Origin of the sequence: Roseomonas mucosa ATCC BAA-692 (assembly GCF_000622225.1) — a bacterium.
GTDB classification, from domain to species: Bacteria; Pseudomonadota; Alphaproteobacteria; order Acetobacterales; family Acetobacteraceae; genus Roseomonas; species Roseomonas mucosa.
Genome location: NZ_JHWD01000018.1, coordinates 82166 through 97137 on the forward strand (window position 1 = coordinate 82166; position 14972 = coordinate 97137).

11 protein-coding genes and 1 pseudogene are annotated in these 14972 nt (G+C 70.2%); 3 read left to right on the forward strand and 9 right to left on the reverse strand.

Translation table 11 applies throughout. The features are described 5' to 3' along the window. Nucleotides 1-268: 268 nt before the first annotated feature. The 9 genes and pseudogenes from BT98_RS0115840 to BT98_RS0115875 form a co-directional block, all read right to left on the reverse strand. A complete protein-coding gene (locus BT98_RS0115840) occupies nt 269-1165 on the reverse strand; it encodes an ABC transporter permease (protein WP_019462375.1) in 897 nt (298 codons plus the stop codon). Beyond that, nucleotides 1162-2169: an ABC transporter permease gene (locus tag BT98_RS0115845; protein ID WP_027297277.1), complete on the reverse strand. Its 1008-nt coding sequence runs from the start codon at nt 2167-2169 to the stop codon at nt 1162-1164. Before BT98_RS0115845 ends, BT98_RS0115840 begins: the two co-directional genes overlap by 4 nt. A gap of 43 nt (nt 2170-2212) precedes the next feature. Next, nucleotides 2213-3772 (reverse strand): ABC transporter substrate-binding protein, encoded by a 1560-nt coding sequence (locus tag BT98_RS0115850; protein WP_019462377.1) that lies wholly within the window; start codon nt 3770-3772, stop codon nt 2213-2215. A 14-nt stretch (nt 3773-3786) separates the two neighbouring features. Next, entirely contained in the window at nt 3787-7617 is a 3831-nt protein-coding gene (locus tag BT98_RS0115855; protein WP_019462378.1) for a hydantoinase B/oxoprolinase family protein, read from the reverse strand. A 17-nt stretch (nt 7618-7634) separates the two neighbouring features. Next, complete coding sequence (locus tag BT98_RS0115860) at nt 7635-8417, reverse strand: IclR family transcriptional regulator (RefSeq protein WP_019462379.1); 783 nt, start codon at nt 8415-8417, stop codon at nt 7635-7637. A 347-nt stretch (nt 8418-8764) separates the two neighbouring features. Continuing rightward, the gene (locus BT98_RS27830) at nt 8765-9235 is read right to left on the reverse strand and encodes an amidohydrolase family protein (protein ID WP_202801222.1); all 471 of its coding nucleotides are present in this window, start codon (nt 9233-9235) and stop codon (nt 8765-8767) included. A 3-nt stretch (nt 9236-9238) separates the two neighbouring features. After that, on the reverse strand, nt 9239-9721 hold the full coding sequence (locus BT98_RS27835) for an amidohydrolase family protein (protein WP_019462381.1): 483 nt from the start codon (nt 9719-9721) through the stop codon (nt 9239-9241). Further along, nucleotides 9718-11208 (reverse strand): annotated as a pseudogene (locus BT98_RS28155) (MFS transporter). The gene BT98_RS27835 and the pseudogene BT98_RS28155 overlap by 4 nt, the downstream one beginning before the upstream one ends. Before the next feature lie 209 nt (nt 11209-11417). Continuing rightward, the gene (locus BT98_RS0115875; protein WP_019462384.1) at nt 11418-12674 is read right to left on the reverse strand and encodes a UbiH/UbiF/VisC/COQ6 family ubiquinone biosynthesis hydroxylase; all 1257 of its coding nucleotides are present in this window, start codon (nt 12672-12674) and stop codon (nt 11418-11420) included. A 166-nt stretch (nt 12675-12840) separates the two neighbouring features. Between BT98_RS0115875 and BT98_RS0115880 the strand changes: the two genes are divergently transcribed. From BT98_RS0115880 to BT98_RS0115890, 3 genes are all read left to right on the forward strand, one after another. After that, nucleotides 12841-13179 (forward strand): P-II family nitrogen regulator, encoded by a 339-nt coding sequence (locus BT98_RS0115880; protein ID WP_019462385.1) that lies wholly within the window; start codon nt 12841-12843, stop codon nt 13177-13179. Nucleotides 13180-13257: 78 nt separating this feature from the next. After that, nucleotides 13258-14577 carry an ammonium transporter gene (locus tag BT98_RS0115885; RefSeq protein ID WP_037251158.1) on the forward strand — a complete coding sequence of 440 codons (1320 nt, stop codon included), beginning with the start codon at nt 13258-13260 and terminating at the stop codon, nt 14575-14577. Between the two features lie 190 nt (nt 14578-14767). Beyond that, nucleotides 14768-14972 (forward strand): antibiotic biosynthesis monooxygenase family protein (locus BT98_RS0115890; protein WP_027297278.1); only part of this gene is annotated, 205 nt, incomplete at its 3' end.

Consider the following 14972-nt stretch of genomic DNA (forward strand, 5'->3'; position numbering starts at 1 on the left):
CCCTGAGGGTCCTGGACCTCCCTTTCGCTGGCTCTGGCAATGGCGGGGGCCACGCCGGAAGGCCTGGCCTTCCGGCGCCTGTGATCGCCGCGCATGCTGAGGTTCTTCAGGGCGCTGCCTTGCCACCGGTGGCCGGGGAGCGGCCAGTGATGCGCGCCAGTCACATGCGCCCACTCAAGGCAGGGTCTCGGGGAGGCGCGGCCTCCCTGAGCGGAGAGGGGTCCGGGAAGAGGCGGAGCCTCGCCCCGGGATGCGGAAGGCCGGATCATCAGCGGCGTGCCTTCGGGTCCAGCACGTCGCGCAGCCCGTCGCCCAGGAGGTTGAAGCCGAAGACGGCGAGGAAGATGGCGAGGCCGGGGAAGATGGCGGTCCACCAGTAGTCGGGCATGTTGCCGCGGGCGACGGAAAGAAGGGAGCCCCATTCCGGCGTGGGGGGCTTCACGCCGATGCCGATGAAGCCGAGCGAGGCGACGGTGAGGATGGCGAAGCCCATGTCGAGCGACATCTTCACGATGATGGGGCTCATGATGTTCGGCAGGATGTGGCGGAGGAGCAGGCGGGCGGTACCGGCGCCGACGGCGCGGGCGGCGATGACGAACTGCTCCTCCTTCCTGGCGATGACCTCGCCGCGCACGAGGCGGGCATAGCCGGGCCACCAGGACAGGGTGATGGCGACGACCATGTTCAGCAGCCCGGGGCCGAGGGCGGCGGCGACGGCCATGGCGAGGATGAGGCCGGGCACGGTGAGCATGAGGTCGGAGAGGCGCATCAGCACCTCGTCCACCCAGCCGCCGAGAAAGCCCGCCAGGGCGCCGACCAGGATGCCCACGGTGCTGCCGAGGATCACCACGGCGAGGCCGGAGATGAGCGAGATGCGGGTGCCGGCGATGGTGAGGGAGAGCACGTCCTGCCCGACCTCGTTGGTGCCGAACCAGTGCGCGGCGGAAGGCGGGATGAAGCGGGAGGCGGTGTCCACCATGCCCGCGACATGCTGCGGATAGGGGATGATGGCGGGGCCGATCGCGGCGAGGAGGAGGAGCAGCGCGACGATGGCGAGGCCGAGGACGGAGACCCAGGAGCTGCGGAAGCGGTAGAGGCCGCGGCGCCAGCGGTCGGAGCGGGCGCTGGCGGGGGCTTCCACGAGGGTGGCGGTGACGTCGCTCATCCGAGGCGGACCCTTGGGTTCAGCAGGCCGTAGAGCAGGTCCACGATCAGGTTCACGGTGATGAAGAGCGCGCCGATGCAGAGGGTGACGCCGATGATCGGCATGAAGTCCTGGCTCAGCACGGCCTGGGTGGCGTAGAGGCCGATGCCCGGCCAATCGAAGACGGTTTCCACCAGCACCGTGCCGCCGAGCAGCCAGCCGAAATACAGGCCGATGACGGTGAGCGTGGCGGAAACGGCGTTCTTCAGCACGTATTTGAACAGGATCTGCCGGCCCGGCAGGCCCAGGGCGCGCTCGGTGGTGACGTAGTCCTGGCCCAGCACCTCGATGGTCGAGGCGCGCATCATCCGCATGATGGTGGCGAGCGGCGAGAGGCTCATCGCGATGGCGGGGAGCGCTAGGTATTGCAGGGCGACGCCGAAGGCGTGGAGGTTGCCGCTGGCCAGCGCGTCGATGGTGAGGAAGCCGGTGATGGTGGGCGGCGGGTCCTCGGTCAGCGGGAAGCGGCCGGAAAGGGGCAGCCAGCCGAGCCACATGGCGAAGGCGAGCTGGAAGACCAGGCCCAGGAAGAAGCGCGGCATGGAGATGGCGCCGAGCGAGACGGTGCGGGACAGGAAGTCGGGCCAGCGGTTGCGGTACACCGCGGCGAGCAGGCCGGCGGGGATGCCGAGGCCGACGGCCAGGATCATCGCGGCCAGGACGAGCTCCAGCGTGGCGGGGAGGTAGACGGCGAGGTCCTCGGCCACCGGGCGGCGGGTGAAGATGGAGACGCCCCAGTCGCCGCGCAGCAGCCCGGTCGCGTAGTCCCAGTACTGGACGACGAAGGGGCGGTCGAGGCCGAACTCCTTCGCCACCGAGGCGATGTCGGCGGCAGTGGCGTTCGGCCCGGCGGCGAGGCGGACGGGATCGCCCGGCAGGAGGCGGGCGATGCAGAAGACCAGGACGGACAGCCCCACCAGCACTGGCACCAGCAGGAGGATGCGCCTGAGGATGTAGCGGATCATGCGGTTATCCTGCTGGTTTCCTGCGCGGGTGGGGCGGCCCGCGTCAGAGCGAGAGCGGGAAGAGCTCGGGCGCGTTGGAGGCGACGGGGGTGAAGCGGAAGTTCCTCACCGTGTTGCGCATAGCGAGCTTGCGCTTCTCCAGCACGCCGAAGATGTCGCAGGCATCCTCCATCACGGTCTGCTGGAACCGCGCGTAGAGGGCGTCGCGCTTCGCCGGGTCCTGCTCGGCGCGGGCCTGCTCGATCAGCCGGTCCACCTCCGGGTTGTTGTAGACCGGGTTCTGCCAGTTGCCGTTCCGCGAGGAATGGAAGCCCGCGAAGGCGAGGTTGTCCGGGTCGCCGTAATTGGCGGTCTGGTAGACGGGGAAGAAGTCGGCCAGCGTCTCGGGCGAGCGGCAGGAGGCGACGAGGTCGGGCCAGGTGGCGGTGCGGATCTCCAGCTCGATGCCGAGCGGGCGCAGGCTGTCGAGCAGGATCAGCGCCCAGCGGCGCTGCTGTTCCAGCCCCGCGACATGGGTGACGGCGAGCTTGATGTTGCCGCTGGGGGTGGCGGACTTCGCCAGAAAGGACTTCGCCTTCTCCAGGTCCATGCGCCAGGGGGCGAGGCTCTTGTCGAAGCCCTGGATCGTGGGGGGCAGCGGGCCGGTCATCAGGTCGGCATAGCCGGCCACGTCGAGCATCGCCTGGTAGTTGAAGGCGCAGCTCACGGCGCGGCGGAGATTGGCATCCGCCAGCGGGCCGTGACGGGTGTTCATCTTGATCTGGAAGGTGCGGTACTCGGGCTCGATCACCAGATCGACGCCCGGGCGGCCCTTCAGCGTGTCCATGTCCTCGGAGGTGAGGTCGAGGGCGACCTGGGCCTCGCCGCGCTGGACCATCAGGCGCTGCGTCGCGGTTTCGCGCGTGATCTTCCAGATGGCGCCGGTGAGGTTGCCGCCTCCTTCCTTGCGCCAGCCATCGGCGACGCGCTCCAGCTCGTAGAGGTTGCCGGCCTCGGCGCGGCGGACGGCGAAGGGGCCGGAGCCGGCGATGTTGGAGCGCAGCCAGGTCTGGCCGTCATCCTCGCCCTTGTTGGCCTCGACCTGCTTCGGGTTCACCACCCAGATCCAGGGCAGGACACTGAGGAAGGGGACGAAGGGGGTGGCGAGGCGGAAGCGGACGGTATGGTCGTCCACCGCCTCGATGCCGCCGGGCACGACGATGTTCTGGATCATCCAGACATTGCCGCGGTTGAGGCGCAGGATGCGCTCGAAGGAGTAGCGCACCGCTTCCGCCGTGGCGGGGGTGCCGTCGTGGAACCTCGCGGCGGGGTCCAGGTGGAAGGTGTAGGTCCGGCCGTCCTCGGAGATGTCCCAGCTGCGGGCCAGGCGCGGCTCGGGCTTCGGCGGGTTGCCGGTGACGCCGACCAGGCTGTCATAGGTGTTGCGCAGCAGCCAGGAGGAGGAATAGCCCGTCGCCACATGCGGGTCGAAGTTCGGGATGTCCTGGTTGCTGGCGAGCACCAGGATGCGGCGCGACTGTGCCGAGGCCGGTTGCAGCAGGGACAGTGCGGGCAGGGCGGCGCCGGCGGCCAGGAGGGCGCGGCGCGTGGGGGTGATGCTCATGCTGTTCCGTTCCTTCAGGCCGTGACCGTGGTCTTCGCGGCGCCGTAGTCGCGCGCGGCGCCTTCCGGCGTGACCATGCCCAGACGCATGTCCCGTGCCAGCGCCTCGGGGTCGCGCCTCGCCGGATCGCCATAGCCGGAGCCGCCGTTGACGGTGATCTCGACGATCTGGTGCGGGCTGTTCACCTCCACCATCTCGCCGGGGCCGCAGTCATGCAGCTCGCGGCCGTCGAGATCGATAACGCGGCCGCGTGCCCCCGTGCCCGGGCGGCCGCCGAAGAGGCCGTCGATGTGGTTGGTGACGCCCTCCGGATAGACGGAGACCAGGGTGGTGCGGCCGTCATCGGTGAGCTTGCGCAGGCGCACGCGCTGGCCGAGGCCGCCGCGGAACTGGCCGGCGCCGCCCGTGTCGGGGACGTAGGCCTTCTCCACCACCAGCACCGGGGCGCGGCTCTCGAAGAGCTCGATCGAGGTGTTGGAGGCCGAGGTGGGCCAGAGCAGGGCGGACTTGCCGTCGCCCCGGGCCGAGGCGCCCTGCCCGCCGCCGACGAAGAGGTGGTCGGAATAGAGGCTGCCCCCGGCATCCTGGCCATAGACGTTGGTGGCGACCGGCAGACCGGTATTGGCCTGCACCAAGCTCGGCGCCGCCCCGGACAGGGCGCGGAAGATGTTGGGGGCGAGATACCAGCCGGTGCGGGTGCGCATGTTCACCGCCGCCGGGCGGCGCGGGTTCAGGATCGAGCCCTCCGGCGCCTCCACGGTGAAGGGGCGGTAGCAGCCGGCATTGCCCCGCACGTTGGGCGTCAGCATGCACTTGAGCGGATAGGTCGCGTGCGCCGCCGTGTAGTTCAGGGTGGAGTTCAGCCCGCCCTGGGGAAGCTGTGGCGGGGCGCCGTCGAAGTCGAGGTTGATGGTGTCGCCCGCGACGGTGAGCTTCAGCGGGTAGCGCAGCTCCTTGCCCAGCGGGTTGTTGCGGATCTCGGCATGGTAGTCGCCATCCGGCAGGGCGGCGATGGCGTCGCGCATCGCCTTCTCGGAACGGCCCTGCACCACCGCCGCCAGGGCGCGCAGGTCGCTCATGCCATAGTCGCGCATGAAGGAGAGCAGGCGCTCGCCCCCCAGGGCATTGGCGGCGATGAAGGAGTGCAGGTCGCCCAGCACCTGGTCCGGGTTGCGGACGTTCTCGCGGAACAGGGTGAAGAAGGTGTCGTTCGGCACGCCCGCGTCGAAGAGCTTCATCGGCGGGATCTGGAAGCCCTCCTCGAAGATCTCGCGCGCCTTCAGGGAATCCTTCGTGCCGCCGATGTCGGAAACATGGCCGACCGTGCCCATCAGCCCGACCACCTTGCCCTCCCGGAAGACGGGGGTGACGATGGCGATGTCGAAGAGATGCCCGGCGCAGAGCCAGGGGTCGTTGGTGATCAGCACGTCGCCCGGCTTCAGCGTTTCCGCCGGGTACTTCTCCAGCAGTGCCTTCACCGCGCGCGGCAGGGTCAGGTTGAAGACGGGCATGGCGCGCGGGGAATGCGCCAGGGTCTCGCCCTCCGGGTCCAGCAGCTCGCAGGCGAAGTCCTGGCTTTCGGAGATGATGAGGGAGAAGGCGGTGCGGACCACCGTCAGCCACATCTCCTCCACCACGTTCACGAGCCGGGACCACATGATCTCCAGCGCGATCGGGTCGGCCTCGATACGCGCCATGGCCTCGGCCAGCGGCATCTCCGCCGTCACCAGCTCGCCCGCCATGGCGGGGGCGGCGATGGCGATGCGCAGGTTCAGCGTGTCGTCCACCTGCACCGCGTCGCCGGGCGGGACGATGGTGGTGGCCTCGCGCTCCTCGACGATGGCGGGGCCGGGGATGCGGTCGCCGCTGGCGAGCGCGTAGCGGTCGTAGACCACCGCCTCCTGCCAGCCGCCCTCGAACCAGGCGCGCCGCGTGCCCTTCACCGCCTGGGCGGTGTCGCCGCCGCCGACCGCGCCGGTGAGCGACAGCTTCGGCTCCGGCCCGACGCAGCGGAGGCGGAAGTTGATCGCTTCCATCCGGGCGCCCTCATAGACCGAGGTGTAGCGGGCGGCGTAGATGCGGGTGAAGCGGGCGCGGATCTCGCCCAGGCTCGCCGCGCCGATCTCGCCCGCCGGCAGGTCCACCGCGATGTCGTGCATCTGGCCGACCAGGCGCATGTCGGCGGAACGCTCGACGCGGATGCTCTCCGGCGCCACGCCCGCTTCCACGAGGCGCGCGCGGCCCTCGGCCTCCAGCTCCGCCAGCAGGGCGTTCAGCCGGGCGGCGTCGAAGCCTTCCGAGAATTCCAGCGGCAGGGAGCGCACCAGCTCGAAGGAGAGCGGGGCGGCGAGGAAGCCCAGTGCCGAGGCGGCACCGGAGGCGGGCGGAATGATGACCTCGCGCACGCCCAGCGCGCGGGCCACGTCGGCGGCATGGGCCGGGCCTGCGCCGCCGAAGCCGACCATGGCATAGGCGCGCGGGTCCTTGCCCTTCTCCACCAGATGGACGCGGGCGGCGGCGGCCATGCTTTCCACCACGACCTTGTGGATGCCCCAGGCGGCCTCCATCACGCCCAGGCCCAGCGGTGTCGCCACGCTCTCCACCGCGCGTTCCGCCGCCGGCTTGTCCAGCGACATGCGGCCGCCGAGAAAGAAGCCCGGGTCGTAGTAGCCGAGGACGAGGTTGGCGTCGGTCACGGTCGGCTTCGTGCCGCCCATGCCGTAGCAGGCCGGGCCGGGGTCGGAGCCGGCGGAATGCGGGCCGACCTTCAGCAGCCCGACCTCGTCGATGCCGGCGATGGAGCCGCCGCCGGCGCCGATCTCGATCATGTCGATCACGGGCGCCTTGATCGGCAGGCCGGAGCCCTTGCTGAAGCGGTGGACGCGGCCAGCCTCCAGCATCGGGGCGATCTCGACGCGGCCGGCCTCGACCATGCAGGCCTTGGCGGTGGTGCCGCCCATGTCGAAGGAGATGACGTCCTTCTTGCCCGCCAGCTCGCCGAACAGCGCCGTCGCGAGGCCGCCGCCGGCCGGGCCGGATTCCAGCAGGCGGATCGGAAAGGCGCGCGCCGTGGCGGGGGAAACAAGGCCGCCCGCCGAGTGCATCAGCCGCAGCGCGCCGGTGAAGCCGCGCGCCGCCAATTCACGCTCCAGGCGCTTCAGGTAGCGGTCCATCAGCGGCTGGACATAGGCGTTGGCGCAGGTGGTGACGCAGCGCTGGTACTCCCACATCTCCGCCACCACCTCGGCGGAAAGGGAGACGGCCAGCTCGGGGAACTCCTCGCGCGCGATGCGGCCCACGGCCTGCTCGTGCGCCGGGTTGCGGTAGGCGTGCAGGAAGCAGACGGCCACCGCCTCCACGCCCGCTTCGAGCAGGGTGCGGAAGGCGGCGCGGACGGCATCCTCGTCCAGCACCTCGACCACGCGGCCATCGCGGTCCAGGCGCTCGGCGACCTCCAGCCGCAGGTCGCGCGGCACCAGCGGCTCGGGGAAGCCCAGGAACAGGTCGTAGATGTCGTAGCGCTGCTCCGTGCCCATCTCCAGCACGTCGCGGAAGCCCTGCGTGGTGATCAGGCCGAGCTTCGCGCCCTTGCGCTCGATGACGGCGTTGGTGACCAGCGTGGTGCCGTGGATGATCTCGCCGACCTCGGCCAGCGTGATGCCGCCCATGGCCACCAGTTCCTCCAGCCCCAGCAGCGCGGCCTCGGAAGGGTCGTGCGGCGTGGTCAGGCGCTTGTGCAGCCGCACCGTGCCCGCAGCCGCGTCGTAGAGGATGAAGTCGGTGAAGGTGCCGCCGATGTCGAAGCCGATGCGCCAGCGGTTCAGGGAGGGGGCGGTGTTTGCCATGGGCTCGTTCTCGGTGGTCAGTTCTGGGATTCAGGCGGCGTCGGACATGGTGACGCCGACGGATCGCCCAGCATCGCGGCGATGGCGCGGGCCTCGCGCAGCATCGCGGCCAGGATGTCGTCGCGCTCCGCCTCGGAGACGATGGCGGAGGGATAGACGATGCAGAGGCTGACCTCCTCGCCGCTGGCCGGGTCGCCCACGGCGGTGGCAAGGGAGTCGATACCGGGATTGGCCTCGTGACGCGCGATCTCGAAGCCCCGCTCGCGGATGCGGGCGAGGCGTCCGAGGAGTTCCTCCATGTCGCGCGGGGAGTTCGGCGAGGGCGGCTGCAGCGGCTCGGGGAAGAGGGCGCGCACCGCGTCGTCGCCGAGCCGCGCCAGCAGCGCGCGGCCGGTGGCGGTGGCCGAGGCGGAAAGGCGCTCGCCGATCGGGGTGCCGACGCGCAGGAGCTGCGAGCCTTCATGGTAGGTGAGGCCCATCACGTCGCACCCGTCGCGGATGCTGACATAGCCTGTATGGCCGCAGTCGCGGGAGATACGCGAGACCGCCGCATGAGCCTGGCTGAGCAGCGGCGAGCCGCGGCGGTAGGTGTGCCCCATCTCGAACATCAGCAGCCCGGCGCGGTAGCGACGCGTGCCCGGCACCTGTTCCAGGAAGCCGGCATCCCGCATGGCGCGCAGCAGGCGCGAGGCATTGCTCTTCGGCATGCCGAGCAGGCCCGTCACCTCGGTCAGGCTGAGCTCCAGGCGATGCGCCGAGAAGCAGCGCAGCACCTCGGCGGCGTTGGAGAGGATGCTCATACGGTTCCGTTTTTTGGAACTGCGGTTGCGTTATGCGGGAATGCTAGTGGTTGCTGCACTGCGTGAGCAAGCGGAGTTCCACCCTTCGACACCAGGAAGTGGCGGGTGGCGCGCGGAAATCCGGTGTCGCTCCGAGCGGAATAGCGAATTTCTAGGCATTTCATGGCGTGAATTTGGGCAGTTTGGGCTGGCGTCCGGCCGATCCACCTACGCCAGCGGACCGGGCGGAAGACCAGCCTTGCCACTCCGAGCCAGCGGAAGGCGGGGGCTGGAGAGATACCATCCCCCAGTGGAGAGGGTCCGGGAGGGTCGGCGCCTCTCCCGGGAGCGACACGGGAGGGCCGGCTTCAACCCGGGGCGGGGCGGCGTGGGTTCAGGGCGTAGACCTCTTCCGCCGTGCGGTGGAAGAGCCAGGCCTGATCCTCGGCCGGCAAGGCGGCGGCGATGCGCTTGAAGCCGGTGAAGATGGTGTCGAAGCTGGCGCAAAGCCCATCCACCGGGAAGTTGCTGGCGAACATGGCGCGGCGCGCGCCGAAGAGGGCGATGGTCTCACGCACGATCCAGCCATTGTCCTCGGCGCTCCAGGCATGGCCGGGGCGGCCGAGGCCGGAGATCTTCACCGCCACGTTCGGATGCGCGGCGAGGCGGGCCATGGCGGCGTGCCAGGCGGCGAGGGCATCGGGGCTGCGGTCCGAGGGCAGGCCGGTGTGGTTGAGGATGATGCGGGTGCGCGGGAAGTCACGGGCCAGGAGTTCGGCCTCGTGCAGGTTCCACCAAGGAGTCTGCAGGTCGAAATGCAGGCCGTGGCGTTCCAGCAGGGCTTAACCGCGGCGCCAGCGCTCGTCCGACATCAGTGTGCGCTTCCCATCTCGGGCGGCCTGGGGCGTGGCAGGGCCGCCGGGCTTGTGGCGGACGCTGCGGACCAGGGGGAAGCCGGCCTGGGCGGCGAGAACGGTTCCCACATCGGGGTGGTGCAGCCAAGCCTGGGCGACCATGGCGTTGGGCAGGCCGTAGCCCACCGCGAGGCCGCTGACGAAGCGAGTCTCGCCGATCGGATCGGCGGGGTCCCACTCGGCCTCCATGTAGACCGTGGCGCGGATGTCGTGGCCCGCAGCATCGGCCCGGTAGTCGGGCGGCAGGTAGGGGCGCATCAGCGGCGCGGTGTCGCCGTAGCGGAAGCCGGGCAGCTTTCCTTCCGGCGTCAGCCAGGGGTATCGACCGTTGCGGGGGTCCCAGACATGGTGGTGGGCATCGACGATGAGACCGCCCCAGAGAGGGGCATCGGCCAGGGCTTCCCGTGTCACCGCGCGGTCTCCCGCTCCGCGAGGGGCACCAGCAGCGTGCCGAGGACATAGAGCGCGGCGCAGCCGGAGAAGAAGTGCAGCACCACGGTGTAGGAGCCGGTCGCCTGCAGGATCATGCCGGCGATGATGGGAATGGCGATGCCGCCCAGGCTGCCGGCGAAGTTCATCATTCCGCCGACCAGCCCGACCTTGTCGGCAGGGGCAAGCAGGGCCGGGAAGCTCCAGTAAAGGCTGCCGAAGCAGAGCAGGAAGACGGTGCCGGAGAGCAGCGCCACGGCGGCGGCGGGGTCGGCGATGGTGGGCAGCAGCAGGAAGGCGCCGAGCACGCCGAGGCCGGAGAGGCAGAGCATCGCCTTCAGCACGAGGCTGCGCGGCAGGCCGCGGCGCTGCAGCGCGTCGGCGCCGAAGCCGGCGGTGAGCGAGCCGAGGAAGCCGCAGATGAAGATCACCGCCATGGCGCCGCCGAGCTGCTTCAGGTCGAAGCCGCGCGCCTGGGCGAGATAGCTGGGGCCCCAGGTGATCAGGCCGAAGTTCATCATCGCCCAGCCGCAGCGGCCGAGCATAACCGGCGCCACGGCACGGGACGCGAGCGGCGTGCCGGCGGGCACGACCTAGGCCATGCCGGGGACGGGGGTGCGGATATGGGCGAGTTCCACCTCATTCACGGCCGGATGCACCGCCGGGTCGTCGCGCAGGTAGCGCCAGGCGACGAGGCCGGCGCCGATGGTCACGATGCCCGCCACGGCAAAGGCCATTCGCCAGGAATCCAGCGCGTAGATCAGCCAGGCGATGACGCCGCCGCCGAGGCCGGCGCCGAGATAGGAGCCGCTGTCCATCAGCACGGCGCCGCGCCCGCGCTCGCGCGGGGAGAGCCAGAGGGCGTTGAGCTTGCCGCCGGCGGGGAAGAGCGGAGCCTCGGCGGCGCCGAGGCCGAGGCGGGTGACGAGCAGGGAGAGGCCGCCGGTGGCGAAGGCAGCCAGGGTCTGGAAGGCGCCCCAGGCCAGGGTGGAGATGGTGACGACGCGGCTGGGGCCCATGCGGTCGATCAGGTAGCCGCCGGGGACCTGGAGCAGCGCGTAGGTCCAGAAGAAGGAGCTGAGGATGAGCCCCTGCATGGTGGGGGAGAGGCCAAGCTCATGCGCGATGGTCGGCATGCCCACCGAGAGGGTGGTCCGATCGGCGAGGTTGATCACGGTCAGCAGTGCGATCACGCCGAAGATGCGCCAGCGGACGCCGGTCCTGGCTGACGCGGCGCCCCCTATCACCGATGGATGCGTGGTGCTCATGCCAGTTTTCCTCCCCGTTTCGTATAACTGAATACAGAATTCTTCGTGCAACAAGCGGAAAAGCACGGGGTGTTGCGAGGGCGGGACTTCGGAGTTCCTGGCTGCCATGTGGCATGGCAGCGTTGTACCATCCTGGGAGAAGGGTTCCGCCTTCCCTCCGAGCCCCCTATTTGCCAGGACGCTTTGCGCCCTGGATCTCATGCGCCGGCTTCTGCTGACGCCGGATCACGCCGGAGAGCCTGGCTCTCCAGCGGGTTATGCTCAGGGATCACGTGCCAGGCTGACGGCATCCACAGGCGCCGGCGAAAGCCCGTGGTCTGGTGACCGGCTTCGGCCCTCAGCGGAGGGGAATCGGGGGGAGGCGGTGCCTTTGCCGGGGGCAACCACCCGGCGCAACGGCCGGCAGTGGATCAGGGCGCGATCAGGCCACGTCCTTCGAGAAGGCCGGAGAGGGGGCCGCCGGAGAAGCCCATGGCGCGGCGGGCGAAGAAGCGCTTGAGGGGCGGCAGGCGGTCCACGGCGGCGATGCCCAGCCGACGGGCGAGCCGCAGCGGCGGCAGGTCGTTGCCGAAGAGGCGTTCCAGCGCGTGGGTGGCGCCGAGCATCAGCAGGGCATCCGGGCGGCGGGCGGCCTGGTAGCGGGCGAGAACCTCCACGGAACCGGGATCCTGGCCGGCATGGTGGGCCTCGATCGCGCATTCGGCCAGGGCGGCGACGTCACGGAAGCCGAGGTTGAGCCCCTGCCCCGCGATCGGGTGGATGCCGTGGGCGGCGTCGCCCACCAAAGCGAGGCGCGTGTCCACGAAGCGGGCGGCCTGCATGGCGGTCAGGGGATAGGACCAGCGGCGGCCGATGACGCGCACGGCGCCGAGATGGCTGCCCAGGCGGCGCAGGATCTCGCGCGACAGGGCCGCGTCGTCCATGGCCATGAAGCGTGTGGCCAGGGGGCTGCGGTCGGACCAGACGATGGCGGAGGCGTGGGGATGTTCCGGCGTGCCGGCCAAAGGGAGCTGGGCGAAGGGGCCGTTGGGCAGGAACTGCTCCAGCGCCAGGTTACCGTGCGGGCGCTCATGGGCGATGGCGAAGACCATGCCGGTCTGGTGGTAGTCGAGCCCGGCGGTGCCGATGCCGGCGGCGCGGCGCAGCGGGCTGCGGCGGCCCTCGGCGCCGACCACGAGGCGGGCGGCGATCTCCGTGCCGTCGGCCAGCGCGACCAGGGCACCCTCGGCGGTGCGGGTGACGGTGGGCTGGGCCGGCGCGAAGACATGCAGGCGCGGCAGGCCCGGCAGGGCGGCGTTCAGGGCGACGCGGAGGGAGCGGGCCTCGACCATCCAGCCGAAGGCGGGCTCGCCCAGGTCGGCGGCGTCGAAATGCAGGTCGAGCGGCGAGGCGGGTTCGCCCGGGCGGCCATCGGCCACGCGGATGCGGGTGATCGGGCAGGGCTCATCGGGCAGGCGGGCCCAGATGCCGGCGGCCTCCAGCAGGTTGCGGGAGGAAGCGGCGATGGCATAGGCGCGACCGTCGAATTCCGGCCGTTCCATTGGCGGCAGGGGGGCGGTGTCCACCACCGCGACCTCCAGCCCCGCCGCCGCCAGGGTGGTGGCCAGGGTGGCGCCCACCGGACCCGCGCCCATCACGCAGGCCTCGACCTCGATCCGTTTCGTCATGCCCGCCATCCTGCCGCATTGCACAGGTTTTGGGCAGGGGGTGGCGGGGCTTTCCTGCTCTCCCGTCGAATGGGCCGCACGGAATGCGTGCAGACTGCCCATTGCCCGTCTTGGCACGCGCTTCGCATCTCATGCGCCGAGAAGGATCGAAGGGGGCTCCGGCCGAATGAAGCTGATCATGGCGATCATCAAGCCCTTCAAGCTGGATGAGGTGCGCGAGGCGCTCACGCCGCTGGGCATCCAGGGGCTGACGGTGACGGAAGTGAAGGGTTTTGGCCGGCAGAAGGGCCAGACCGAGATCTACCGTGGTGCCGAGTACCATGTGAGCTTCCTGCCGAAGCTCAAGATCGAGGTCGCCGTCGCCAACGACATGGTGGACGCGGTTGTGGAGGCCATCGCCACCACGGCCCGCACGGGCAAGATCGGTGACGGAAAGATTTTCGTGTTGGATGTCGAACGGGTCATGCGGATTCGCACCGGCGAGACCGACGACGCCGCGCTCTGAGGGGGAATGATGAGCGAGTTGATGAAGACGCGGGCCCGCCGCGCGGCGGGCTGCGCCTTGGCGGCCCTGCCTGTGCTGATGCTGGCGCTGCCGGTGCTGGCGCAGACGACGCCGGCAGCACCGGAGGCGGTGCCCACGGCGCCGTCCACGCCCGATACCGGCGATACGGCCTGGATGCTGACCAGCACGGCGCTCGTGCTGATGATGACCATCCCGGGCCTGGCGCTGTTCTATGCCGGCATGGTGCGCAAGAAGAACGTGCTGGCCACCATGATGCAGTCCTTCTCGATCGTGGCGGTCGCCACGATCGTGTGGATGGTGGCGGGCTATTCGATCGCCTTCGGCGAGGGCAACGCCTATGTCGGTGACCTGTCCAAGCTGCTGCTGAACGGCGTGGCGGAGAACTGGAACGCGCCCTTCACGCTGGGCTCGGGCGACGGGGCGGTGGCCTTCACCATCCCCGAGACGGTCTTCCTGATGTTCCAGATGACCTTCGCGATCATCACGCCCGCGCTGATCAGCGGCGCCTATGCGGACCGCATGAAGTATTCGGCGATGGTGGTCTTCACCATCCTGTGGCTGCTGGTGGTCTATTGCCCGATCGCGCACTGGGTCTGGCACCCGAACGGCTGGATCTTCGCGCTGGGCGCGCTGGACTTCGCCGGCGGCACGGTGGTGCACATCAACGCGGGCGTGGCGGGCCTGGTCTGCGCGGTGGTGCTGGGCAAGCGCGTGGGCCTCGGCCACGACAACATGTCGCCGTTCAACCTGGGACTGGCGGTGATCGGCGCCTCGCTGCTCTGGGTGGGCTGGTTCGGCTTCAACGCGGGTTCGGCGGGCGCCGCCGGCGGGCGCGCGGGCATGGCGATGCTGGTGACGCAGGTCGCCGCGGCGGCCGCGACGCTGGCCTGGGTCTTCGTGGAATGGGCGGTGAAGGGCAAGCCTTCCGTGCTCGGCGCCATTTCCGGCGCGGTGGCGGGGCTGGTCGCCATCACCCCGGCGGCGGGCTTCGTGCTGCCGGTGCCGGCGCTGGTGATCGGCGTGGTCGCGGGGCTGACCGGCTTCTGGGGCGCGACGGCGCTCAAGCACTGGTGCGGCTATGACGACAGCCTCGATGCCTTCGGCGTGCACGGGCTCTGCGGCATCGTCGGCGCGCTGCTGACGGGCTTCTTCGCCTATGGCCCGCTTTCCGCCACCACCGCGGCGCCGGACGGCACCGCCGGCTCGATGGCGCAGTTCATGATCCAGCTCTACGCGGTGCTCTCGACCTTCATCTACACCGGGGTCGTGACCTGGATCCTGCTCAAGATCGTCGATGTGGTGATCGGGCTGCGCGTGACCACCGAGGAGGAGCGCGAGGGCCTCGACATCGTGCTGCACGGCGAGCGGCTGGAGTAAGGCGCGGCCTCGCCGCACCGGGCGGGGCGACAGGAAGGGCGCCGGCGGGGGAAACCCGGCCGGCGCCCTTCGCATTCGTGGTTCCCGTTTATGGTTCGGGTTTGTGGTTGGGGGATGGACGGGGCAACCTGCGCCTCGGCCAGCCGCCCTCCCGCCGGGAGAGCGGGGCAGGATTCAGAGGATGCCGCCCATGTTCGTCGCCATGAACCGTTTCAAGGTCGCCCCAGGCTCCGAGGCCGCCTTCGAGGAGGTGTGGAAGTCCCGCGACTCCCGCCTGCGCGAGGTGCCGGGCTTCGTGGAGTTCCACCTGCTGCGCGGCCCGGCAACGGAGGAGCATGTCCTCTACGCCTCGCACACCATCTGGCGCTCGCGCGAGGATTTCGAGAACTGGACCC